General features: G+C 56.1%; 22 protein-coding genes. 10 read left to right on the top strand and 12 right to left on the bottom strand.

Features of this window, described 5'->3' with window-relative positions:
• The first annotated feature begins 387 nt into the window (after positions 1-387).
• Positions 388-1461 (top strand): hypothetical protein, encoded by a 1074-nt coding sequence (locus EMB92_RS06220; RefSeq protein WP_150394162.1) that lies wholly within the window; start codon positions 388-390, stop codon positions 1459-1461.
• Positions 1462-1743: 282 nt separating this feature from the next.
• Here EMB92_RS06220 and EMB92_RS06215 read toward each other — a convergent pair whose 3' ends face one another.
• Positions 1744-2052, bottom strand: coding sequence for a hypothetical protein (locus tag EMB92_RS06215; RefSeq protein ID WP_449727606.1), 309 nt, complete (start codon positions 2050-2052; stop codon positions 1744-1746).
• Between the two features lie 127 nt (positions 2053-2179).
• Positions 2180-2503 (bottom strand): hypothetical protein, encoded by a 324-nt coding sequence (locus EMB92_RS11690; protein WP_223847599.1) that lies wholly within the window; start codon positions 2501-2503, stop codon positions 2180-2182.
• Between the two features lie 175 nt (positions 2504-2678).
• Between EMB92_RS11690 and EMB92_RS06205 the strand changes: the two genes are divergently transcribed.
• The 3 genes from EMB92_RS06205 to EMB92_RS06195 all read left to right on the top strand — a co-directional run bounded on the left by EMB92_RS06205 (position 2679) and on the right by EMB92_RS06195 (position 5487).
• Positions 2679-4082, top strand: a complete 1404-nt coding sequence (locus EMB92_RS06205; protein WP_190973579.1) for an AAA family ATPase — start codon at positions 2679-2681, stop codon at positions 4080-4082.
• Entirely contained in the window at positions 4069-4737 is a 669-nt protein-coding gene (locus tag EMB92_RS06200; RefSeq protein ID WP_190973578.1) for a retron system putative HNH endonuclease, read from the top strand. The genes EMB92_RS06205 and EMB92_RS06200 overlap by 14 nt, the downstream gene beginning before the upstream one ends.
• Positions 4738-4983: 246 nt before the next feature.
• Positions 4984-5487 (top strand): hypothetical protein, encoded by a 504-nt coding sequence (locus tag EMB92_RS06195; RefSeq protein ID WP_150394159.1) that lies wholly within the window; start codon positions 4984-4986, stop codon positions 5485-5487.
• Between the two features lie 629 nt (positions 5488-6116).
• On the opposite strand, the gene EMB92_RS06190 is transcribed toward EMB92_RS06195, so the two are convergent.
• From EMB92_RS06190 to EMB92_RS06155, 8 genes are all read right to left on the bottom strand, one after another.
• Positions 6117-6941, bottom strand: coding sequence for a hypothetical protein (locus EMB92_RS06190; RefSeq protein ID WP_150394158.1), 825 nt, complete (start codon positions 6939-6941; stop codon positions 6117-6119).
• A gap of 35 nt (positions 6942-6976) precedes the next feature.
• The gene (locus EMB92_RS06185; RefSeq protein WP_150394157.1) at positions 6977-8263 is read right to left on the bottom strand and encodes an AAA family ATPase; all 1287 of its coding nucleotides are present in this window, start codon (positions 8261-8263) and stop codon (positions 6977-6979) included.
• A gap of 704 nt (positions 8264-8967) precedes the next feature.
• A complete protein-coding gene (locus EMB92_RS06180) occupies positions 8968-9225 on the bottom strand; it encodes a hypothetical protein (protein WP_150394156.1) in 258 nt (85 codons plus the stop codon).
• Positions 9222-9485: a hypothetical protein gene (locus EMB92_RS06175; protein ID WP_150394155.1), complete on the bottom strand. Its 264-nt coding sequence runs from the start codon at positions 9483-9485 to the stop codon at positions 9222-9224. Before EMB92_RS06175 ends, EMB92_RS06180 begins: the two co-directional genes overlap by 4 nt.
• Before the next feature lie 774 nt (positions 9486-10259).
• A complete protein-coding gene (locus EMB92_RS06170; protein ID WP_190973605.1) occupies positions 10260-11093 on the bottom strand; it encodes a carbohydrate ABC transporter permease in 834 nt (277 codons plus the stop codon).
• 41 nt (positions 11094-11134) lie between these two features.
• Positions 11135-12088, bottom strand: a complete 954-nt coding sequence (locus EMB92_RS06165) for a carbohydrate ABC transporter permease (protein ID WP_150394153.1) — start codon at positions 12086-12088, stop codon at positions 11135-11137.
• A gap of 152 nt (positions 12089-12240) precedes the next feature.
• A complete protein-coding gene (locus tag EMB92_RS06160) occupies positions 12241-13491 on the bottom strand; it encodes an ABC transporter substrate-binding protein (protein ID WP_150394152.1) in 1251 nt (416 codons plus the stop codon).
• 208 nt (positions 13492-13699) lie between these two features.
• Positions 13700-14746 carry a LacI family DNA-binding transcriptional regulator gene (locus EMB92_RS06155; protein ID WP_150394151.1) on the bottom strand — a complete coding sequence of 349 codons (1047 nt, stop codon included), beginning with the start codon at positions 14744-14746 and terminating at the stop codon, positions 13700-13702.
• A gap of 209 nt (positions 14747-14955) precedes the next feature.
• Between EMB92_RS06155 and EMB92_RS06150 the strand changes: the two genes are divergently transcribed.
• From EMB92_RS06150 to EMB92_RS06135, 4 genes are all read left to right on the top strand, one after another.
• Positions 14956-17094: a beta-galactosidase gene (locus EMB92_RS06150; RefSeq protein ID WP_223847598.1), complete on the top strand. Its 2139-nt coding sequence runs from the start codon at positions 14956-14958 to the stop codon at positions 17092-17094.
• Between the two features lie 39 nt (positions 17095-17133).
• Complete coding sequence (locus EMB92_RS06145) at positions 17134-18171, top strand: GmrSD restriction endonuclease domain-containing protein (RefSeq protein WP_223847619.1); 1038 nt, start codon at positions 17134-17136, stop codon at positions 18169-18171.
• Positions 18172-18437: 266 nt separating this feature from the next.
• Positions 18438-19736, top strand: a complete 1299-nt coding sequence (locus EMB92_RS06140; RefSeq protein ID WP_190973577.1) for an HsdM family class I SAM-dependent methyltransferase — start codon at positions 18438-18440, stop codon at positions 19734-19736.
• Positions 19717-20406: a hypothetical protein gene (locus EMB92_RS06135; protein WP_190973576.1), complete on the top strand. Its 690-nt coding sequence runs from the start codon at positions 19717-19719 to the stop codon at positions 20404-20406. The genes EMB92_RS06140 and EMB92_RS06135 overlap by 20 nt, the downstream gene beginning before the upstream one ends.
• A 5-nt stretch (positions 20407-20411) precedes the next feature.
• Here the strand turns inward: EMB92_RS06135 and EMB92_RS06130 are convergent, their stop codons facing one another.
• Positions 20412-20669: a hypothetical protein gene (locus EMB92_RS06130; protein ID WP_150394148.1), complete on the bottom strand. Its 258-nt coding sequence runs from the start codon at positions 20667-20669 to the stop codon at positions 20412-20414.
• Between the two features lie 464 nt (positions 20670-21133).
• Between EMB92_RS06130 and EMB92_RS06125 the strand changes: the two genes are divergently transcribed.
• Together EMB92_RS06125 and EMB92_RS06120 are read left to right on the top strand one after the other, a co-directional pair.
• Positions 21134-22405 (top strand): ATP-binding protein, encoded by a 1272-nt coding sequence (locus EMB92_RS06125; RefSeq protein WP_107044950.1) that lies wholly within the window; start codon positions 21134-21136, stop codon positions 22403-22405.
• An 830-nt stretch (positions 22406-23235) separates the two neighbouring features.
• The gene (locus EMB92_RS06120) at positions 23236-24486 is read left to right on the top strand and encodes a nucleotide sugar dehydrogenase (protein ID WP_150394147.1); all 1251 of its coding nucleotides are present in this window, start codon (positions 23236-23238) and stop codon (positions 24484-24486) included.
• 272 nt (positions 24487-24758) lie between these two features.
• Here the strand turns inward: EMB92_RS06120 and EMB92_RS11825 are convergent, their stop codons facing one another.
• Positions 24759-24881, bottom strand: a complete 123-nt coding sequence (locus tag EMB92_RS11825; protein ID WP_258175730.1) for a hypothetical protein — start codon at positions 24879-24881, stop codon at positions 24759-24761.
• Positions 24882-24943: the final 62 nt, after the last annotated feature.

Genomic DNA, 24943 nt, shown 5'->3' with positions numbered 1-24943 from the left:
ACCAAGATGCGCATCACATAACGACAATTATGTGATGCGCATCTTGGTTCTGGCCACGAATGTGATGATTGCGATGTAGATCGTGGTCCAATTCTTGTTGCTTATACGTGACAGGCAGGTTTAGCTGATGGGGCCGTCCGGGTACACTAGGAGTTATAAGGATTGAAGTCTTGTTCCGTCGTTGGGGTGTGTGCGGCGGATGCTCGGAGAGGGAAGAAGACTATGATCGGGTATCGCGGGAGGCATTCCAGCAAGGCGAGGGGAAGCGGGATTCTCTCCGTGCGAGGTCGTCATGCGGCGCGCGCTTCAGCCGGCTTCGGCTGGCAGGCGTCTTCGACGCCTATGTCACTGTCTCTGCAGTATGTCAGAGGACGTACAAAGCCCGTTGTGATCGTGACTTCGGCGCTGGCTGCGATCGCTGTATGCGCGGTTCCCGTCGCTGCGCAGGCGTACGAGGGGCAGTCGCTGCGGCAACAGTATGATCGTGCGCTTGTCGAAGCTCAGGATTCGCGGGCGACATTGGCGCACGCTACGGGGTATGCGGCATCCGTCTCCTACTCCACGGGAGATCTTCCTGCGAGCATGGCCATCATGGTCAGCTCTCTGCAGTCCCAACTCGCCAAGGCTGACGCGATCGAAAACAGGGATGCTGGGGAATTGAGCAATCCGTCGGTTGATGGTAATGAAGGGCTGTCCCGGACGGTTACGGCTCTTGATCGGGAGTCGCGCGACCAGAACGGTACCGCGCAGACGATCGTGCAGATCGTGAATGATCTCGGGCTGTATCGCGATCTTAAGCAGACGAGTGACGCTCGCAAAGCGCTCGATTCCGCTTTGTCCGCTGCTCAGGCAGCGATCGATGCCCCCAACTGGCGAACCGGCGACGGACAAGTGAAGGCAGCGCTCGATGCACTGTCCGAGGCAGTGAATGCCGCCGGTGCTGTCGATCGTCATGATCCGGCGGCGATGCAACAGGTGACTACTGCTCTGACGAATGATATGAGAGCGTTGACCGAAGCGATCGCCACATACGATGCTGCGTCTAATGCGGCTGCCGCTTCCGCAGCGGGTGATCGGAACCCTGCCGGTGAATCCTCATCGTTGTCGAAGCTGCAATCCGGCCAATCCGCCTCCACTCGGACTGCCGAGGGGTACACGCTGGCGGGTGACTGTTACACGGCCGCCGAATGCCAAGCGAGCATCGATGTCGCCGGGCGTAATCAGTTGCATGCACTGCATACGCCAAAGGGATCCACGTATTACGAGATCCACAACGACCATGGCGGCTCATCCACGTGGGGTAAGAGCACCGTGACCATAAACGGAGTCACTCACAACCTTGGTCAGTGGAGGCCTGCGCGCTACAACTCTGCGGGACAGCCGATCGAGGAATCCGAGCAAGGCACATACTTCCAAACCTGCGACGCCAACGGCAAAGTCTGGTTCGCGCCTGTGGAGTGACAGGGCGCCATCTACCTTTCAGCTCAGGTGATGGTTTCTGAGAGCAATGGGGATATTACACTATTGTCGTGGTGGTGGTTCGTGGTTGAGCTGTGACTCGCTGGTGCCGGTCAAGGTCTGCATAGACCTACACTGGCCCGCCGTTCTGCGCCTACGATGCGATCCTCGCCGATCGGGAGCCCGCCGACGGCAATGCTGCCATGTCCCGCGGTGCGCTGTGCGAGAATCACGTGTTCCAGCAATTCGTATCGGCCGACCTGTCGCCACACTCGCGTCACCGCTTCACGTATCCTGCACCAGCGAGTACGAGCCTTTGTATCCTTTCTCCGCCACGAGCCGGTCGTACACGCGTTTGGCGGTGTGCCGCTGCTTGCGCGGCATGAACCGGTCAGCCTCCAGCCACCCGTCGACCGTCGTTTTGAACGGGTCGAGCTTCGACGGCCTCGGGGCCGGACGCTCCGGCCCGGGCGAGCAATCCTCTTCCTTGGCGTATTTCGCGACCGTGTCGCGGGCCACGCCCACCTCCTTCGCGATGCTTCTCCGTGACACGCCGCGCGCGTCAAGCACCCTGATACGTTGTTGCACGGACACCGGTACCGTCATTCCTTTCCTTTCCCGAGAAACCGGATGGTTTGCTTTCAACTCGGGAAACTAGTCCGGGCAGGACGGGCCGGTGTTCATCTCTCACCACACGCTGAAGTGGACCAGAACCTGCCGCTCACTTGGAGACTGTCCACACGTCCATGCGGCCCACTTTCAATTGAACACACACATTGTGAGTCCCGTAGTTGTCGCACACCACGTGCACGTCGAGCCCGTCGGGAACCTCCGCGTCGATCTTCCTGAGGAACGAGACGGCCTCGGCGTCGCCCGCCTTCCGGCAGTCCGCTCGGCTTCCTGCCGGCCTCGGCGTGCGCCGCGTGGTGCTTCTGCCGATCTTCAGCACGGAGCACATCTCGTCGAGGATGCGTCCCTTGTCCTTCTTCGAGGCCTTCATGTACTCGTCCCTGAACCTCAGGGCGACCTGCCGCTTCGTCGCCATGCTGATCTTGCCTTCCATACGACAAGCCAAACAGGACCGGTACCGTTCTCGCTCATTCCCGATGAGGCACCACTAACCATTACGCGCTCAAAAAACGTGAGTCACGTCGCCGGACCCCGCATGCGTGTGACATCATGACATGATAGAGTGCAGCTAAACTATCAGGAGGTTTTCGTTGCCTAATAAAGAATTTTATCTCAAGCGCTTGGAGTTGACGAATTTCCGAAAATTCGGGCATCTCCATGTCGACTTCGATGAGCATCTTACCGTGCTGATTGGGGACAACGGTTCCGGCAAGACTGCCATACTTGATGCCGCAGCCATTTCTTTGGGAGCATTGCTGATTCGAGTGACCAGCCCGTATAGCGCAATCGACGGCCGCAATATTCAACCTTCTGACATGCGTCTGCTACCGGTCAAGACAGGCAGCACGATTTCGAATCAACCGCAGCCGGTGGATATACAGGCTGATGCGATGTTCCGCACTCGGGAGATTCGTTGGTCCAGAACGATGAATGAGCGTCAACGTTTAGGTGGCACGTTGAAAGAGGCGACCGCGGTGTCGCAGACCTTGCAGGATGAGATCACGCAAGGCAGACAGAGCGTGCTGCCGTTGCTGGCTTATTACGGTACAGGACGTTTGTGGTTTCACAAGCGTGAGAAGAAATACTCGGAGATGGTGTTCTCTCGCGGCTATTCACGATCGAACGGGTATATCGATTGCCTGGATTCCGCTAATAATGAGAAACTGATGCTGAACTGGTTCGAGCGTATGACTTCCTTGGAAATCCAAGGGCAACAGTTCGGCACGGGAGAAAGACTTCCTGAGTTGGATGCGGTTCGCAAAGCCTTGTCGCTATGCTTCCGGGATTTAACTGGCGCTGATAAAATGACCGTCATATTTGATCTTAAATCCAATTCGCTGATGCTAGTCGAATATGATGAGACCGGTTCCAGCATGCTGCCATTCGAGAATCTCAGCGACGGCTACCGCAATACGCTGAGTCTGATAGCCGATATAGCATACCGCATGGCGGTGTTGAACCCAAATGCCGAGGATATACTGTCGTCTCCGGGTGTGGTGCTCATCGATGAGATTGACCTGCACCTGCATCCGCGTTGGCAGGAACGCATCATTCAAGATCTGACCTCCATTTTCCCGCGAGTACAGTTCATCGTCAGCAGCCATGCCCCCTCGGTCGTCGCTTCAGTGAAGGCGGCTAATCTGCGTGGAATTCGGCCCCTTCATGAGAATGAAGGTGTAGAGAACATCGACGGTTTGGCTGAATTGTCCGGAATATTCGATGATGCGTATACTACCTATGCCCCATCGGATGAGTCGTACGGTCATGACGCCGGAGACGTCCTTGAAGATGTGATGAACGCGAACGAGCGTCCCATTCAGGTAAAACGTCAGATCGAAGAGTTCCATCATGCGTTGGACGACGGCAAACTTGATTTAGCTGCGAACAAGCTCGCGGACTTGGAGAGGACGGTCGGCCCCCGCGACCACGCTGTGGTCAGCGGTCATGTTGCTCTTGATCTGGAACGAATGGACTCGGATTATGTTGCTGATTAACAAACACGGCGCCCCGAATTCACTGATAAGCAACGTTAAACGGCTCAGGGCAGGCGAGAAGACGAACTCCGGTTCCCGTCAAGTTCAATACCGAAATCTCGACCCAGATGTGAAACATGACATCGATGCCGCTCTGATCATCGAACAGGGCGGGTTATGCGCATATTGCATGAGCCGTATCTCCAGCGAGACCATGCACATCGAGCATTATCATGCACAGCATGCCGGAGCGGACGACGACGATGAGCTGTCAGTCCGATATGACAACATGCTGGCCGTATGCAGCGGTGGAGAAGGTAATCCTCGACCACAGCAAACCTGTGACAAACACCGTGGGAATGAGCCCTTGACCGTCGATCCACGTAGGGAGGACCACATCCGTTCCATCACCTATAAATCCGATGGAACCATAAGCTCACTCAATAGCGACATCAACAAGGATTTGAATGTGACATTGAACCTGAACATGCGTCAGCTAAAGAACGATAGAGCTGCGGCGTTAGATACATTGAAAAAGCAATTACTGTCGCATGGAAGCAAGAAATTTATCGACATGTGCCGCTATTATGCGCAGCGGTACGAGTCCCAACAGAAGAAGACTGAGTATGTAGGGATTTTACTGGACTATCTGCATCGTAAATTACAGCGCCAATGAGCGGCGAGTGCGGATGTATTCGGGCGGCTATGCAGGCAAATCCGAAGTAGACCTTTTATCGTTTGCGGTGAACGGTTGATAAGTCTAGGCGGCGATGACACCCTCGATCGAGGACGATGTTGGCGCACCGGCGAATCTGGGACTTGTACGCTGCCCGTGTGTCACCATAGTGATCTACGGCGGTGTTTCGCAAAGTTTTCACTGGTTGGATTTATAGTTAGCAGTACCCGTCGTTTGGAGATCGGTATGTTGAGTGTAGTTGTTGATGAGCAGCATGTCATGCGTTGCAGTAATCGTGACGAGGCTTTCGAATCTGCTTTGAGGGTGATTGGTTATGGACAGAAGCCTTGGGCCGATGAGAGGGATTCAGTCAAGATCGAACGTGCTTCGGACGGTGCGTGGATCGTCATTCCCCTTGATTTCTCTATATCGTCCGAGTCGCATTCCATTCCAACGAATCCGGGGATCAGTGTCGATGGGCGCGGTGTGCCTGTTGACGGTCATGTGGACTTTACCGGTGATGAACCGGATAGCTACCATGTCGTTTTCGGATCCACGTTCCTGCATCCCGACTGGTTAGTGTTGGGACCAGTTCGTAGCTTTCTGGATGGGAGTTCCGACACCCTGTTCTTGTATGCGATGCCCCTTGAGATGCATGATGAGAACGGTGTGCCGTTCGAGGGTGATAGCGGCGAGGATGGCGGCGCAGGTGTCATCTGCGCGAGCAGCTCCGTGCATGCCTTGTGGTGACGTATTTTTCGGTGATTTCGGTTCAGTTTACCGGTTTATCGGTTTTCGGTACAGGAGAACTCCGCTCTCCTCATACCTCACATGAAAAAGCCCCGGCGAAGATACCAAGACCCAATACCAAGACCCAAGTACGCACCACACAAACTGGCGAAAGCTTAATTACCATCAACCTGCGCGCGCCCGTCCCCGTCGGCCTTCCTGGTCTCCCATCTGACCGCGTCGAAGGGTTTGGAGGGCAGGGGCTGCATCCGGGTCTTCTCCTCGGAGAGCGGTTCCGCGGTTGGCGTGCCCTTCTTGTAGCGGGCCGTCCCGGCCAGTCCTCGACGCGGGGCGTGGAGACCACGACGTTGGCGGGCAGGTGCAGCATGCGCTTGAGCGCGCCGGCTGATATGGTTGGCACAGGCGTTCCCTTGTTCCGGTTCTATTTCTTGGCGGAAACAAACCATACAGGAGAACGCCCCTCTCGTATCCCACACACGAAAAAGCCCCGGCGAAGACACCGAGATCCAACACCCCACCACACAAACTGGCAAAGACTCTTATTTGCCCCCAAAAAACGCTTTTCTCTTAATCCTCCAACGACTCACCACGAACCATCACCCACGTAAACATCAATAGCATCAAATTAATCAAATAAAACACCCAATCGATTTGAGCCAACTATTAAGACAAAGAAACATGCGCTCACTATCAAGAGTTTGAGAAAAAACTAACTGCCTCAACATATGAAGCTCCAAATCCGAAAAATGAATATTTTTATTAGGGGCTTTAGATTTGTATAAATGTTTGAAAACTTGAGCGATATCATGACCGTAAGCAAATGACTTGGGATTCTTATTAATAAGTGAATCAAATATCTCTTTTACATCCGAATTTGAACAAAGATTGTTCGTGCAGTTTCTTATAAAATCTCCTTCTTTACCAACATTTTTGTACGAAATGGGAGGCAAAGTATCAGCAGGGCCAGAATATTTTTTCCTCAAAGAAAAAAGATAACACAGCTTATTCTTCATCTGTTCAACAATGACATCTCCTGAGGGAATTTTATTATCGAATAAAATCCTTAAATCATCAAAAATACTAGCATCAAAAGCATAGCTCTCGATTGCAGGATAATCAGTAACCACAATAAGGGCATCGTTGTCGTAAGGATTTGACTCCCAGCAATCCTTATCTACAATACAACGAATATTATCGGCAATAACAGGATTCTCGGAATTGCAAAATAATGCAAAGGCGATAATAAGATCCTTATTGCAGTGAGGTCTCAAATTATTACGGCGTAAAACTGTCTCATCTACTTCAATATTGCTTGCCGCAATAATATTAAGATCATTATTGACCTCAATCCCCCTTTTCCTGAAGTATGTTTCAAATAATCTACGATCAGATTCTCCTTCAACAATTAAATATCCTCTGTGAGGATTATCTTTGATATTAAGAGAGATCTCCATGGACAATTCTTTAAAATGATATTTTGGTCTATGCACTATCGAGACACCACCGTAAGATTTGTGTCAACCACCTCCACGAGATCCGTTTCGTTAATTCTCGTGATGATAGAAAGCGAATGAGAAGCTAGAAGGAACTGCGTGCCACTTCCTCTAGTGCAGCCTCTTAATACATCAATTAATCTTCTTTGCCACTCAAGCCCCAAGGACAGCTCAGGCTCATCAATAATGACAAATCTTTCTCTACGACTGGCCAAAAGTGATGTAACTAAAATCAATAAAAGCTGACGCTCTCCACTCGACAGATCTGACGCTTTAAGGGGTGCCATCTTGCTGCCGGCTATGCTAAAACCGCGCTTAGTGCTGTAGTTTATCATTTTACGAGAGAATAGCTGATTAATTGAGTTAACAAAGCTACTAATTGACTGATAAGTCACATCCATTGCATTAATCTGTTTTATTAGTCGAGCAAAATAAGGATCGAGGATTGGATATAGAAATTCAAGGGGAAGTGACTCAGATAGCTCGCCAGTTATTTCCTCTTTAATCTTATTCACTTGGTCAAGTTTAATTAAGCCATATTTCTCAAGAGGGGACCCCTTTTTAAGTACTTCATCAATATCTTCAATAATTTTATCTCGTGCATCATTTTTTCCAAGACCATTTTTTACGGAATTCTTGATTATCTTTAAGTAAACATCGTCAGTTTCATTAGACAAAACAGCAGCAGTTTCGCGGGCGAGAATATAGCCCAACTCGTTCAGCCTCTCTTCAACCGCATCGTGATAATCTACTCTTCCGCGCATCCCATGCGTTACCATTACATCATCATCATATGCACCATCAAAATCTTTTCCACCGCTTAACCTATCAGCACCGAGATATACAATTCCCGATGTTCTTTCCTTTAACTGCTCACAAACAGTTAACAGTTCTGCTTTTCGCTTAGAAAATCTAATTGCGCGCAAAGATTCCGCCTCAAGTTGAACAATCGTCGACCCGATTCCAAAAGAACAATGATCATCAAAGGCATCTTCCTTGTTATAAACGACCTTATCTCCCTCATCAAACTCGATCTGCAAAATACGGATAGGTATCTGGAGAAGTGCTCTCGCATACATAATCATAGATCGGTTTTCTGGAATAGGACAGTTTAATAAAATGCTAATCGATTTTAGAAGATTAGTCTTGCCGCACCCATTCTCGGCATAAATTACTTTAACTACTGAATCTTCAGTTTCAGTTTTGCTGTCAATAGGTGTCCAATAATCGATTTCATAATCAAATTCATTTAATACACCTTTAGCAATTATTTTTTTTATCATCTTTATTTCTTTCTATAATAGAATAATTTATAAGATTCCAACAATATACAATAATTTAAAAACAATATTTGAACGTCTACTCTTGTTGCCTCTTTTTGCTATCATATGACCCAAAACTGTTTGACCCAAAACTGTTCAGGTAATATGAGATAATTTTTAGCATATACTCCTTTAAAGTATCCTCAGGTTGCGATTCTGTCGATCTTTTTACATTATCAAGATAGGAGATTAGAATTGTTCTTTCTCATTGACTGGTAAATAAATCACACCGTCTATTTGACAAACTTCATTAATGAGGTATATACCACACAATCTCAGTCTGAATCAACCTTTTCCGTACCTCATCAGTTGACTTCGTCATCAGCACCTCCGGCTCATCCTGTTAAATCAGGTCTTCCGATTTTGTCGTGTTGCAGCCGAGCACGGCTTCATTCACCGCGTGATTGAAAAGCGAAGGAAGTTGTACGGCTTGGTAACGAGTTTAACGCGCTCGCTGGTCAGATCCTGCTCGATTTGGAGGCATGCCGTGTCTCAATTTCATCTCGCAGAGGGCATATGGCTGACCGGCCGCGAGATCGTGGACGGCACTTCCCGGTACTGCCACGGGTGCGGGTCCATGGGACGGGAAGAACAGTCGAACGCCTTCTCGCCGTGGTCCTCGTGCATTCATACGACCCTGCCGCGGTCGTGGTCGACGGCCACGGTCATGACCTGTGGCCCTTGCGGTATCTGGTCTCGTCCACGCCGATGGTACGCAGATGGTCGAACAGGCCCGCGCCCTGTTCGACCCGCAGGTCGTCGGCCATGCGCCGGAAGATCGGCCCCACGCTCTTCCAGTCGACGCGCGTCAGGGCCGACACGGCGCTTCTGGGCGCATGCACGTTCGGCCACGCGGCCTGCTGTTCGAAGTCATACGTGTACGCGCTCTTGTGTCTCGCCCGCGACACCATCGCGACCGTCACGCGCCGTGGCGCGTACTCCAGGAAAAGCCTCGCGCAGCCGATGTCGAGATGCCGCCATCGTCGCGTGGGCAGACGGTCATACGGCCGGCCATGCCCGCCGCATTCGGCACACCGGCCCGCGTGTCCCTCGCATACGGGCGGACCGGGACGACGACGATCTCACGGCCGGCGTGATCCCGTTCGATGCGGGGCGTGCCGATCACGACGTTGGCGGGCAGGTGCAGCATGCGCTTGAGCGCGCCGGCTGATATGGTGGGCACAGGCGTTCCCCTGTTCTTCGGTTCTATTTCTTGGCGGAAACAAACCTAACAGGCGAACGCCACCCCTTCCATACCCGCATACACAAAAGCCCCGACGACGAGACTCGATCAATCACCACACAAACTGGCGAAGGCTCAAAAAAGTGTGTCATGCTGACATGTTGAGCTTCAGCGGATAGTTGAGTCGTTATCAGGGTTGTGGCTGTTCCCGGGGACTAGGATGCTTGGGATGAAGTGCACGGGTGCGGCGTGGTCGTTGCTGACGTGCAGTGGGCACCGGCGAGTGGCTGAATGCGCGTGACTGATGGCCGTCGCGAACCAGATCGACTTGTGAGCCTCACCTTGCCCTCGGAGCGAGTGGTTGCGCGCGGCGTGTTGCCCGACATTTCAATTTATTGCGCTGTACTTGACGCATTCCCTTCTTGCAATCCGGCAAGCATCTGCCGGCTGTCTGAACAAGGAGGGATGCTATGGGTAACCGTCGGACTGGTCGTCATACCGCCAACAAGCATGGTCGCCGCGCTGGTAAAGGCTGTGATCAGCGTGTCAATGTCATCGAGGTGTGGCGTATCGTAAGCATTATCGAGGCTGTACTCAAGCTGATTGGATCGGTCTCTGGTCTGTGATGACCTGACCTCTGCGACGCGTTTCTGTACGTGTCAGAGAACGCCATCAAGCGCCGGAAGTTCATTGCACCCAGATCGCTTTTGCGGAATTCCCAAGGCGATGGGTGTGAGCGAACTTCCGGCGCTTGATTGAGGAGAATCCTTCCTGTCAGCCTTTGACGGATCCGGCGACGAGACCGGAGACGATCCATTTCTGGCAGAACACGAAGAAGATGAGCACGGGCAGGAGAGCGAGCACGGTGATGGTCATGAAGCTCGGCCAATCGGTCGAGAACTGGCCCACCGCGTTGTACACCTGCAAGACGATCGTCCTCAGGTCCGAGGAGGACAGGAACACGTTCGCGTTCATGAAGTCGTTCCACGTACCCATCGTCTGGAACACGACCACGGTCGTGAGGATCGGACGGATCAGTGGCATCACGATGCTCCAGAAGATCCGCAGAGGACCCGCGCCGTCGATGCGCGCCGCCTCGATCAACTCGAACGGCAGGCTCCTCATGTAGCCCACGGTCAGGAAGTAGCAGAACACGGCGCCGCCCAGGTAGATGATCACCAGACCGGCGAGCGTGTTGACCAGACCGGCCTGCGCCTCCATGCGGTACAGGGGAATCAGCGTGGACTGGGCCGGCACCACGAACGCGACCATCAGGATCGCGCCCACGCCGGCGGTGAACACCGACTTGCGCAGGATCATGCCGTACGCGGCCAGGGCGCCCACGATTACCTGGATCGCGACGCCGAAGAACGTGACGATCAGCGTGTTGATCAGGGAGCGCACGATCGGTACGGTCTCGAACGCCTTGGCGTAGTTCGCGAACGTCCACTCCTTCGGCAGACCCAGCGGGTTCGCGGCCATGTCAGGGATCGTCTTGAACGTGTTGATCAGGATGTACCACAGCGGCACCGCGCAGATCAGCGCGACCACGATCATCACCACACTGGTGACCGCCGAGCCGATGCGCCTGCGGGTGGTGAAGTTCATGCCGCCCGATTTCTTGGTCGTCTTGTCGGTTGCGTTGCTCATCACTGGAACCTCCTCGAGATCAGGTTCGAAATGCCCATCTGCAGGAACACCACCACGCCCGTGGCGATGAAGAACAATACGGCCAGCGCGGATCCGATGCCGTACTGGGACTGGCCGATGCCCTGCTGGATGATCGACTGGGTCACCGTGTACGTCGAGTAGCCCGGACCGCCCTTGGTCATCGTGAACGGCAGATCATACACCTTCAGACCGCCGCTCATCAGCAGGAACGTGGAGGTCACGATGCCGGGCATCAATTGGGGCAGGGTGATGTGCACGAACTGCTGGAACTTGTTGGCGCCATCCACGGTGGCCTGCTCGTACAGGTCCGCCGGGATCGCCTGTAGGAACGCGAGATACAGGGTCGCGTGCCAGCCGATCTGGGCCCAGATCGCGATGAAGATCACGCAGAACTGGGCGAGCTTCGAGTTGCTCAGCCACGGGACCGGATCCACGCCGAAGATCGACAGCACGCTGTTGACCACGCCGGTCTTCATCGGGGAGAAGATGTACTTCCACACCATGCCCATGATCGCCAGCGACGGCACCGAGAAGAAGAAGAACAGCGAGCGCACGAAATTGCGTCCGATGAACTTGCGGTTCAACACCACGGCCAGCGGGATCGCGATCACGGTCACGCCGACCATCACCACGATCGCGTACAGGATCGTGAAGCCGAGGCCCTGCAGGGTCGACGAGTCGGAGAACACCTTCCTGTAGTTGTCCAGACCGACCCAGTTCATATCCATGCTGTAGCCGTTGAAATCAGTGAACGAGAACATCAGCGTCTGCACCAGCGGCACCAGGAACAGCACCACGAACACGGCCAGAATCGGCAGCAGGAACCAGAACGACGTCAGATCGTCACGCAGGCCCTTCATCCTGCGGCGCTTGCGATACGCCCGTTCATCAAGCGGCGGCAGGTTCTTCACCACCGCGATCGACTCACTCATGAACATCCTCCTTGCTCAATCAAGTCCATATGAATTCGTGTCGATATCGAAGATCCCCGGATTATTGTCCGGAAAGAAAGAGAAAAGAAAAAGAGATGGGCCGGTCTTATGGACATCTGCGTTGAGCTACCGGGCCGGCCCATCATTGATGGTTACTGAGCCGAGGACATCTTCTCGTCGAGGTTCTTGGCGTACTGTGCAGGGGTGATCTGGCCCTGCACCAGCTGCTGATTCTGCGCCTTCAGCTCGCTCTTGAGCACGTCGGGCTTGGAGTAGTAGTTGGTGTGCAGGTAGTACTTGCCGGTCTGGATGTTCTGCTCGAACACCTGCTTGTACTGATCCATGACCGTGCCCTGATAATCGGTGACGGTGACCGCGTCTCCGGCCTTGTTGTGCGCATCGAGTGCCCACTTGCTGGACATGAAGGTCAGGAACTTCTCGGCGGCCTTGAGCTTGTCGCCATCGAGCTTGGAGTAGATGGCCCAACCCGGTGAGGCGGAGCCCTGCACCCACTGCTCATAGTCGTCGCCGAGCTTCGGCATCGGAGCGAATCCCCAGTTCATGCCGGACTGCTCGTATGTGGAGAACGCCCATGCGCCGTCGACGATCATCGCAACCTGTCCGGTGGTGAACTGAGTACGCATATCATCACCGCCGATGCCGACCGTATCGCGGGTTACTCCGCCCTCGTCATATAGGCGCGCGTACGCCTTGACGGCATCCAGCTCATCCGTACCGGGCTTCTGAGGGTTCTCGTTGATCAGCGTGGTCGGGTCGATGTTCTTCTTGGTGAGAATGGAACCTTGGAAGGCGTCGATGAAGCGGCTCGGTTCGTCCGCGTTCGGTTCGAGCAGCGGCTCGATGCCGGCTGCCTTGAGCTTCTTGCACAGCGTGAGGAAATCGTCCCAGTTCGCCGGAGGCTCGTCGTATCCGACCTGCTTGAGCAGGTCCTTGTTGTAGGAGACTCCCGAGGCCCAGGAGATGATGGACATGCCGTAGACCTTGCCGTCGCGGGCGAGGAAGTCCTTGTTGGCCTGCGAGATGTTCTTCATGAACGGCTCGTCGGTGAGGTCCTTGGCATAGCCGTTGTCGATGAGGTCGTCACGGTTCTCGGAGGTGATGATGAACACGTCCGGTGCCTGATTGCCGACCAGACGGGTCTGCAGAGTGGACAGATACTCACTGGTGGGCGGCGAGTAGCTGAAATCGATCTTGATATCCGGGTTCTCCTTCTCGAACTCGTCGATGTACGGCTTCGACGTCTGCTCGTTGTCCCAGCTCAGGTAACTGAGCGTGATCTTGCCGGCGTCGTTCGTGCCGCCGCCACATGCCGCGAGCGGAACCAGCATCGCCGCCGAACAGGTCAGAGCCAGCGCCCTCGCAGCCCAAGTCTTCTTTGACATCACAATCTCCTTCGTTTGGTGTCATGCGGGTGGATGCATCAGCGACCACCCTGTCTCCTGCAGGATCAATTCGTTAAACCGATTTGATTCATGCGATTACTTTTATAGCACGTTCTGTAAAACGAGTCAAATCGCTTGGAATGATTGGAATATGAAGAGTTTATGGCCGTCTTTTGGTGGATACTTGAGCAAAAAGAGTTAAACGCGTTTAATGGATTCGTGCCGAAGACTCACGCACGACCACCTCGTAGCCGACGGTGACGTGCTTCGGCATCGCAGGCGCGCCATGCCGGCCTTCATTGATGCGTCGGCACAGGATGCTTACGGATTGCCGCGCGATCTCGTCGATATTCACCGCAATGGTGCTGAGTGACGGGGTCACGTATTCTCCCGCGTGCACGCCGTCGAACCCGATCACCGCCACATCATCGGGAACTCGGATGCCGTGCTCACGCAGAGCGCGCAGCACTCCGAATGCCACGGCGTCGGTCATGCAGAACAGGCCGTCGAATGTGAACCGTCCCCCGCTGATTGTTTTGGAAACCGCCTCGTACGCATCGTCCGTATCCCAGTCATCCAAGGGAACGACCGCCGATTCGGCCAGTTTGAGGCCATGACGTTCAAACGCGCGCAGACATCCGATCAGGCGACGATCAACGACGCGCATGGACCGCAGCGCCTGGTCGAATGGGCGGAATTCCGCGCCAACCAGACCGATGTTTTGGCATCCTATGTCGAACAGATGGGTTACGGCAGCTTCGGCGCCGTCCTCGCAAGGAGTGAACACGGAGTCGAACGGCCCCTGATACGACTGATCGTCGAGCAGCACCACCGGCTTGCCTTTGCTGAGCTCCATGATCTCGGCGTTGCTGAGGCCACCGGCGCTTAAGATCACGCCATCGCAGAACTGATTGGCCACCTTTTCGAGAATGCTCTTCTCGTGACCGATCTTGCCTGTGGAGATCTGCTGGGCCACAGCCTGTACTCCGTGCTCCAGCGCGGCATTCGAGATGCCGGCAAGCAGTTGCGAATAGAACGGCCTATCCAGCTGAAACACCGCAGCCTCGATGACGCCGGTGCGCCCTGACCGCAGGCTCTTGGCAGTGGCGTTGACCGAATAGTTCATGCGGTTGGCGATATCCCTGATCCGCTGTGCCGTTTCGGGCTTGATTCTCGGGTCCCCGCGCAGTGCAAACGATACGGATGCGGGGGAGACGCCGGCTGCCTTCGCGACATCGCGCATGGTCACTTTCATCACCGGTCTCCTTCCCGTTGGTTGTTTGCGGTAGCTGCGTTAGGCTGAAGCTGGGGCGGGCGTGTTTTTCTTGGTAAACGCCCGTTTTGACAAGCTAAGTCTAGCATGGCATACTGCAACCAACAGTTAAATCGGTTTAATGACTAATGTCCACTAGAGGGAGCCGGCGAGGTAGCCGGCTTTCCGAACCTATGTCGAAGGAGCATATCGTGGCTATTCCAAGCATGTCCGACCGTCGGTCCCCATTCCCGTCCCCCTCTCCGGTCCGAATCGCTGCTCCGGGCGATCGCTTCGTCTTTGGCGGCGACTGGAATCCTGAGCAATGGGACGAATCCGAGTGGGAATCGGATATCGTCAAGCTTGAGCGTGCCGGCATCAACGAGGCCACGATCAATGTGTTCTCATGGGCGCTGATCCAACCTGATGAACATCATTACGACTTCTCCATGCTCGACCGCATCGTCAACCTGCTGATCGAACACAACTTCGGTTTCGTGCTTGCCACCTCCACAGGTGCGCTTCCCGCGTGGATCGCCCGGCAATATCCCGATACCACCCGTACCGATTACGAGGGACGTCATCACCTATTCGGAGTGCGCCACAACGCATGCCCGAACTCCCCAAATTTCCTGCGATTGTCGGCATCGCTGGCGGGCAATTTGGCCAGACGCTACGGGTCGAACGACCATCTCATCGCATGGCACGTCTCCAACGAACTGGGAGGTGCTTGCTACTGCGACAACTGCGCTGAGGGCTTTCGCGCATGGCTCCGGCGTCGGTATGGCACGATCGAAGCCGTAGACCGCGCGTGGAATGCGAATTTCTGGAGTCACACCTACACCGACTTCGACCAGATCCTGCCGCCTAACGCCATCAGCGACGGGATCGCCGGAGGCAAGGCTACGCTGTCCGGATGCGATATCGACTATCGCCGATTCCAGTCGGATTCCCTCCTCGCCACCTATACCAACGAGCGGGACGCCATCCGCGAGTTCGACTCCGTCCATCCCATCACCACCAATCTCATGGACACCTACGAGGGAGCGGACTACTTCCGCTGGGGTAGGCAGATGGACGTGATCAGCTGGGACGACTACCCGTTCCCGCACACCACCGTATCCGACAATGCGTTCAAGCACGATCTGATGCGCGGAGTCGGTGAGGGCAAGCCGTTCATGCTTATGGAATCAACCCCCAATCAGACCAACTGGCAGGAATGCAATGTTCTGCGCGAACCCGGCAAAATGCGTTCGGAGAGCTATCAGGCGATCGCTCATGGCGCCGACACCATACAGTATTTCCAGCTTCGTCAGTCTCGAGGCGGATTCGAGAAGTATCACGGCGCTGTGATCAGTCATGGCGGACGCGAGGATGAACGCGTCTACAACGAGGTTCGGGAGCTTGGCCGTGAGCTGAGCGCGTATGGACGGTCGTTCATGGGAGGCCTGATCAATGCGCCGGTGGCGTTGATGTTCGATTGGGATTCCTACTGGTCGACGGAGAACATCTCCCTGCTGCCTGAAGGATTCGACTATCCGGATCAGGTACGGCGCTGGTATGCGCCGTTCCATAGGCGCAACATCATGGTGGATGTGGTGTCCGAAGACATCGCTCCGGAGGAACTGGCGCGCTATAAGGTGCTGGTGGCTCCCGCGATGGTGATGGTGAAGCCCGGGGTGGCGGAGAGGATCGAGGAATTCGTGCGGGCTGGCGGCACGTTCCTGACCACGATCATGTCCGGCATGCATGACGAGCATGACAACGTCATTCTCGGCGGATATCCGGGTGCATTCCGTGACGTATGCGGCATGCGTGTCGAGGAGCTGGACATGTATCAGGTGGGACGTGATGTACGAGCGGTGTTTGCGGCGGGAGTGGAATCCGGAGCGCTAGAGGGCGACGAGACGGGACATGCTATCGAATCGGCGATCTCCCTGACGGGCGGCATACTCAAGCTTGATGGAGGAGCCCGTGCGCTGGCCGTATACGGCGGAGATGCGTTCTACCGTGGTACGCCGGTCGTGACCGTCAACGATTTCGGTGCCGGTACGGCGTATTTCGCCGGTGCCGTGCTGGATGAGATCGGTACGGACAAGGTGGTCGAATCCGTGATCCAACAAGCTGGAGTCACGGCTATCGCTTCTCCGGAATCGGTGGAGGTGACATCTCGGTACTATCCCGATCGCGACGAGGAGCTCGTCTTCATCCTCAACCATGCGAACACTCCGGTTACTTGGGCGGACGCCCCGGTCCGAGGAGCGAAGTCGCTGTTCGACGAGACTGTACTGGATGAGGACCTGGAACTCGAGCCATATGGCGTCATCGTGGCGGTTCGCCGCCTGCAGTGAGTCACCCCGGCATCGCTAGTTTCATTCGTTGTATATCGTCTGTACAACCCATACAACGGACAGCATCATTACACGGCTAGCGCAAGTGAAAGAGACGCCTTGGTGACCGTTCATCAGTGGCAATACGAAGGGGTGGCGTGGCATGTGAGCGATTCGTCGAACATACCCGTATACCGCTTATATAACACTGCCAATGGTGAACATCTGTGGACAACCAATCCGCTGGAATATCAGGTGCTTGGCGGCACTGCATCCGATCCGGCTAACAGAGCCAAGGCCGCGAATGTGCTGGCCGGTCTGAAAACCAATGACACGCTCGCGCCGGGTTACGTCCGCACGGCATTCGGCGACGGATGGGTCGACGTGGACGGTAACGGGTGCGGCACTCGCGACGATATCCTCTCCCGCGACCTGACCAACCCCACCAAGCTGGACACCTGCCGCATCGGTTCGGGCGTGCTGCACGATCCGTACACCGGCAGCACCATCTCGTTCACGCGCGGTTCGGATGATGACAATGATGGCGGCGTGCAGATCGACCATGTGGTCGCCCTGTCGAACGCGTGGAAGACCGGCGCGAACGCGTGGTCCAGCGAACAGCGGATCAAGTACGCGAATGACCCGTACGTGCTGCTCGCGGTCGACGATCAAGCCAATCAGGACAAGCGCGACTATGCGACCGACAAGTGGCTGCCTGCGAACACGGGTTACCGCTGTAACTACGTGGCCCGTCAGATCGGTATCAAGGCGAAGTACTCGCTCAACGTGACCAACGCCGAGCGTGCCGCGATGAGCCAGATGCTGGCCTCCTGCCCGGCGCAGACCGTGCCCGCAGAGTCGGACACCGCGATTCCTCCGGTCTCCAAGCCGTCGCCCTTGCCGGCGCCGTCGCCCAACCCCTCGCCCTCGCCGTCTCCCTCGCCGAATCTTGCCCCCAGTCCGAAGCCCAACGTCCAGAACGGCATCACCCCCGGTGCGTTCTGCTCACCCGAAGGTGCAAAGGGCATCGGCAAGAAGAACGGCGTCACCTACACCTGCAAGAGGGACAACGCCGGACGTCTTCGCTGGCGGCGGTAACGTCATGTCGTGGGATTAATGAATGGGTTGTTCTAATTGTTGAATTTCAACAATTAGAACAACCCATTGTCACATGCGAGTGTCCCTGAGCAAGGCAAGATAGTCGGCTGCAGAAGGATGCTGTGACTTACGGCCTTTCGCTGGCCCGGCCATCGCGTCAGGGGCGCTCGGGGCGATGTCGGTCGCGTCCGGTTCGAGAGTGGCGTCCGCTTCTATGCTGGGTAGAGTCGTCATGATGCCTGATAATGCGGGCCAAAAGACAAAGGATGGACAATGCGGCCCCGGCGATGGCCGAAATGAGTGACATCCAGTCTCTGTTGGTGATGGCGCTGGCGATACTGAACGCGGTTTGGACTAGTTGCAGTATGACAGCGTTGTATCGGTATCTTGTAAACGTGTTGATGGCATACCCGGGATGCGATCTGTTCGGGGAGCTGCTCGCCTTGGTCTCGTATAAACTGTGGAAGGATGGTACTTGCCCAGCCGCTCATACTGTTGTCGGCAGGTCGAGATTCGGGGAGCTGCTTGGCCGAGTTGGGGCTGACTGGCCTGATGTGCTTTGCCGGACTGAGACGGTGCTGAATGATGAGGAACTCAGATCATGTTTGAAACGAGTGCAGGAGTCGGGTTTGAGCCGGAAGCGGACGGAATTTCTCGATCATCTGTTGGAGTGCATCGTCTCTGAATCCGATCAGGCGGCGAAAGGCCAGTTCTTCACGCTCAGACACGTGGCGGATTTCATCATACGGATGCTTTCACCTCGGCCAAAAGAGATCTTGCTCGATCCGGCGTGCGGTTCTGGGATGCTGTTGCTCAGTGCTTTGAGGCAGTGTCCGAATTTGAGAGAGGAGAACTGCGTCGGTTTTGATTATGATGACAAGGCTATTCGCGTGGCGCGATTGTTGATGTACGTCGAGGGGCGACAGCATTGCTGTTTCGAGGCTTTGGATGCTCTGAAGCCACCCTCTATCTCTGATCGGTTTCCTGAAATCGGCGGCAGTCCAGCGGAGTATGTGTTGCGTAGACGATTGGGTGAATCGCAAGTCGATATGATCGCAACGAATCCGCCGTTCTCGGTGCTCGTTGACAGTGGCTCTTTGCCGGATGAATATGTTCTCTCGAAACGTCGAGGGCGCGTTTTAAGAGAGGTCCTGTTTTTGGAACGGTGCGAGCGGTTGTTGAAACCGAGCGGCAAACTGGCGATCATTCTTCCGAGTCGCGTGCTGAGTTCAGTACGGGACCGTTACATTCGAGAATGGTTGTATGACCGATTCCGTGTGTACGGAATTGTTAGCCTACCAAACACGATGTTCCAGCCGTATACAGAGATACAGACTGACATCATCTTTGCGCGTAAGCGGTCGAGGCCATTATCTGCTGGGGCCAGCGCTGAAACGCACGAAAAGGTCATGATGGCCATATGCCAGCAATCAGGCAAAGATGGACGTGGCAATCTTCTGTACCGGAAGAATCAGCGTCGCAGTACCGAATCGGTCAGACATGACCTTAATGACATCCGTGACGCGTTTCAGCGTTTTGTCAGTGATGAGACGCTGGAATGGTGAATCGGAAGAGCACAGCAAGATGAGCTTGATAGTTATCAAAGGCATCGCTGATCTGGACCCCGGTCTCGTATTTTCTCCGCGGCATTACGGTGTACAGGAACGGCATGCGCAGTCCGTGGGGATACGTATTGGCGATTTCGCCGAAGTGGTCGAAACACGCGTGTCGGTAAAGGATCTGCCGCAGAGACGCATCCTACGTATTGTGCATGCCGCCGATCTGCAGTCCGGATATCTGGACAGGCCGGTAAAAACACGTCCGAATGAACCGCTGATCAAACTCCGGGCTGGTGATCTCGTCATTATGCGGACTCGTCCTCGGTTGCAGCAATTCGCTGTTGTAGACGAGCAGGCGATTGAGGGCAAGTATGGGTTATGGGCCGGTGACGCGGTTCATGTGTTGCGGGGCATCGGAGCATGTTCGGGAGAGCCATTGGCGTTTCTTGTGCCGTTCCTCCAATTGGAACAAACACAGAACCTGCTCGAGGATTGCCTGCAAGGCAGCATCAACCCTCAGGTCAAACCGAGTGACTTGCTCGCTGTCGCTGTTCCTAAGACGTTGTTCTTGGATCGTCACAGATACACGACTGAGGTGATCACTGCGATGAACGCCATCCACGAGGCGCGGTCAACTCTGAGGAGTGTGGCCCGATCCGTAGGGAAGATGCAGTGAATCAGTCAGTCTTCTGTCTCCCTGGTCTTTTCCTGTTCGCCCGGCGGCGAGGCGACGAATTTATCGAACGTCCGACGGGCTTCCTGTAGCAGTTCTCGGACCGTGGCGATCAGACAGTAAACGGCTACGGCGAAAACGATGAAGGTGTGAACGCTGGGAGCTGACAGGAACGAGTCGGCTTCGTGCAGGACGTCATAAACGGCCGAATCGAACTGGACGAAGGTCTTGACCACGATAAGGAGGTGCATGATGAAGTTGTTCATGCCTCTCTCATGCGTCCCCGAGATCGCCGAGGTGACCGGGAAGATCTGTGGACGCCAGCACGACATCCTCAGAACCGTTGAACTCGGCTACTCCAACGCAAGGCACGAGGCATTGAAACAACTAATCAGGGCCACTATTCGTCATAGCTGACGCCCTTCATCACGTCACCAGCTTTTATCGTTAGCTTTATCGGTCTCGTCGTGCTCGGATGTGACCGACTACCCCAACCCGCCAACTCGTGATCAGTCGGGTCGTGAGCCGCGCGGCCGTCGAGGTCCAGAGCACCGCATCAGCAGATTCAACGAGCTCGGCGCGTGCTGTGCGCCCTATCCGAGGAACCTGCATCATGAACGATGGCACCATGTCCCAGCGTCACTGAAAAAGATGGTTGTGAACATCATTTGATGGAATCTTTGTACATTCAGTGTTGTATTTTTTGTACATTTAATGTATGCTATCACTCATGGGTGATTACATCTCGAGGCCGTTGGCGGACGCGTTGCTGCGTTCGCGGCGCAAGGTCGTGGTACTGGAGGGGGCGCGCGCCGTGGGCAAGACGCTGATGGCCCGACGGCAATTGGCGCCGGCGGGGTTCTCGTATGAGACGTTGGCGGACCCGAACACGTACGAGTTGGCGCGTTCGGACCTGCGTGGTTGGCTGGAGGGCCTGCAGCTGCCGGTGATCATCGACGAGGCGCAGCGGGTCGCGGGACTGCCGTTGGAGGTCAAGGAGATCGCCGACTCGTTGCCGTCGGACGGGGGCATCCGGTTCCTGCTGACGGGAAGCGCGATCATCAACCGGGGCGGCCTGGACGGGCAGGACCCGCTCGCCCGCAGGGCGCAGCACTTCGAGATGGGGCCGCTGACCCAGCGCGAGCTGCATGGCGTGCCAGACAGTGTCGTGGACGACCTGTGGGACGGCGAGCCGAATACCGGGTTCGACCACGGCATATCGCGCGCGGGGCTGTACGACCTGATGGCGGCGGGCGGGTTCCCGGAGTATGCGATGCAGTATCCGATGTACGAGGACTGGGAGCGCGAGCGGCTCGTGGCCGACGACGTCCGCGCGGTGCTGGGCGATACGATCCTGCCCGGCGAGCGTCTTGACGTGCTCATCGCCGAGAACGTGCTCGACCGGCTTTTGTGCATGCCGGGCGGCATCATGAACGCCAGCGCGCTCGGCGACCTGCTCGCTTTGGACCGGCGGACCGTGGAGCGCTACGTGGGCGTGTTCCTGCGCCGGTTCCTCGTGCGCGCCCTGTCGAACCTGCGCACCGCGCCGAACCGTCAGGTCTTCACCCGGGCGAAGATCCATCCCGTGGACACGTCCCTGTCCGCGCAGACCATGCTCGCTAAAGGCAGGGATCCGATGACGTCGCCGGTCGACTACGGCAACCTGCTCGAATCGTTCGTCGTCAACCAGATCCTGCCCGCCGTTCAATGGTCGCGGACGCATCCGGACTGCTTCTACTGGAGGGAGCCGGGCTCGAGTCCCAAGGAGGTGGATCTGGTCATGAGCCGACGCGACCGGCTCGTGGGCGTGGAGGTCAAGTCCTCGTCCCGGGTCACGCGCGAGGACTTCCGCGGGCTCGCCGAGCTCGCCAAGGACCCGCGGTTCCACCGAGGCTACCTCGTCTACACCGGATCCCGCGTCATGCAGTGGCCCGGAGGATTCTGGGCCCTGCCCGTCACCGCGCTCTGGGAGCCGGACGCGTTCACGCCTGCGGAATCGTAACATGACCGTACGGTGTACCGCCTGATCTTGGTCACCATCTTGATCCGATGACCATCCGCTTCGTAGAACGGCCGCGGCCGGGGCAGGTAACGTTCCTCGATGGCACGCCTCCGGCTTGTCCGCGACACCCATCTTTCCAAGAACCCGTCTTATGGGGGTCATTCTTGCGAAAAACAACGACAATACCACCCATAAACCGGGGATCCTTGGCGGAATGATCATCGGACGGCCTTTAGGCACCGTGTCGCCAGATGGGACAACCCCCTTGGGGGCGGCGGGTCTATCAGGGCACCGATTCTCTTGGAATCGTGTGGTTTCATGGTTAGTTTCATTTGGGTTTCGTGTGAAAAAGGCTGGTTGTTCGCTGCGGATTCGTGCTTTGTGAAATAAACCCACGGCGATGCTGACCAAGTTCGCGGACCGCAACACCGCGAAGGTGCTGCCCATCTTCGACGACATCCTCGCCCGATTGCCCAAGCACGTTTTTCTGTAAAAAAGTGGGCCATGATGACACTTTTCTTCAAGAAAAATGGTCATGCAGTTATCTAGGTCAGAGGACCGCTGACGCCGTTCGCTTTATCGGACATCTATCGGACACTTATCGGCCATGTCCGATAGATGTCGATAAAGCTTCACCATGTATCGCCACCTACGCATATGTAGCGCCGGATCGCCATCGTCGGCATCGGCCTGATGTGCATCGATCCCTTCCCGACTACACTTAGGCCCTAACGACTCCGGCGGGCTTCGTGAATTCAATGAGTCCTGCGAGCCCCGCCCCAACGAGCCGAGCCAGACGAGTCCCAAAACTGAGGAGACTAAGGAGCCATATGAAAATCGCGGTTGCAGGTACCGGTTACGTAGGACTGTCCGTGGCGCTGCTGCTCTCGCAGCACAACGAGGTCCACGCGCTCGACATCATCCCGGAGAAGGTGGAGCTGCTCAACAACGCCAAGAGCCCGATCGTCGACAGGGAGATCACCGACTTCCTCGACGAGAACGCGTCCGGCGAACGCCCGCTCGACTTCCACGCCACGCTCGACCCCGAGCAGGCGTACACGGGCGCCGAATACGCGATCATCGCCACGCCGACCAACTACGATCCGAAGAAGAACTACTTCGACACCTCCAGCGTCGAGGCCGCGATCAAGGCCGTGCGTACATACGCGCCGGACGCGTGGATCGTCATCAAGTCCACGATCCCGGTCGGCTACACGAAGAAACTCCACGAGCGCTTGAACGACAACCGCATCCTCTTCTCCCCGGAGTTCCTGCGCGAGGGCCACGCCCTCTACGACAACCTGCACCCGAGCCGCATCGTCGCCGGCGCTCCGCAGGACGATCCCGAGGCCGTCGCCGCCGCGCACACCTTCGTCGGGCTCCTCGCGGCCGGTGCCGCGCCCGAGGAGGCGACCCGCGTCAACCCGGACGGATCGACCGGCATCCCCGAGCTCGTCGTCGGACTGACCGAGGCCGAGGCGATCAAACTGTTCGCCAACACGTACCTGGCCCTGCGCGTCGCCTACTTCAACGAGCTCGACACGTACGCCGAATCGCGCGACCTCGATACGAAGTCGATCATCAGCGGCGTGTGCCTCGACCCGCGCATCCGCAACGACTACAACAACCCGAGCTTCGGCTACGGCGGCTACTGCCTTCCCAAGGACACCAAGCAGCTGCTCGCCAACTACGACAAGGTGCCGCAGAACCTCATCGAGGCGATCGTCGACGCCAACCGCACGCGCAAGGACTTCATCGCCGACGAGATCCTCGAACGCGTCGAGGAATCCGGCGCCACGAACCCGGTCATCGGCATCTACCGCCTCACCATGAAGTCCGGATCCGACAACTTCCGCCAGTCCGCCATTCAGGGCGTGATGAAGCGACTCAAGGCCAAGGGCCTTACCGTCGTCGTCTACGAGCCCACACTCGACGCGCCTGACTTCTTCGGCTCCAAGGTCACCCACGATCTGGCCGCGTTCAAGGCCGAATCCACCGTGATCGTCGCGAACCGCTGGAACGACGACCTCAAGGACGTCGACGAAAAGGTGTTCACGCGCGACCTGTTCCGCCGCGACTGACGGAATCTGACGGAATAGAGTATTCCGCGCGCCGCAACTACCTCTCAGTCCCGCCTATCCTTATTTTCCGGGCGGGAGGAACGATGCCGTCATCCACCTTGAGCGTGTTCGCGGACGAGAGCGGTGAATGGGGCAAACGGTCCGAGTGCTACCTGATCACGCTGGTGTTCCATGGCCAGTCGTTGGACATCGCGCCGATGCTGGAACGGTACCGACGCGCTGCGCAGGGACATCGGGGACGCGTTGTTGCACGATGTGGTCGTCTACCGCGACTACTTTCCGGCGGTGCCGCACTCCCGCTCGATCCGGCGGCGTTCACGATCGATGTCCTCACGGGTGAGCATCATCGGTTCGCCGATACGACGCGCCTTCGCGGCCGGCACTACGACGGACATGACGCATCTCCTCCACTATCGGAATCCCTTACCGGACAATCCTATTCGCGTCACGCGCGACC

It is taken from the genome of Bifidobacterium callitrichos (assembly GCF_008698085.1).
Classification (GTDB): Bacteria; Actinomycetota; Actinomycetes; order Actinomycetales; family Bifidobacteriaceae; genus Bifidobacterium; species Bifidobacterium callitrichos.
The sequence above is the reverse complement of the archived record's forward strand: the minus strand, read 5'-3'. Positions and strand labels throughout refer to the sequence as shown.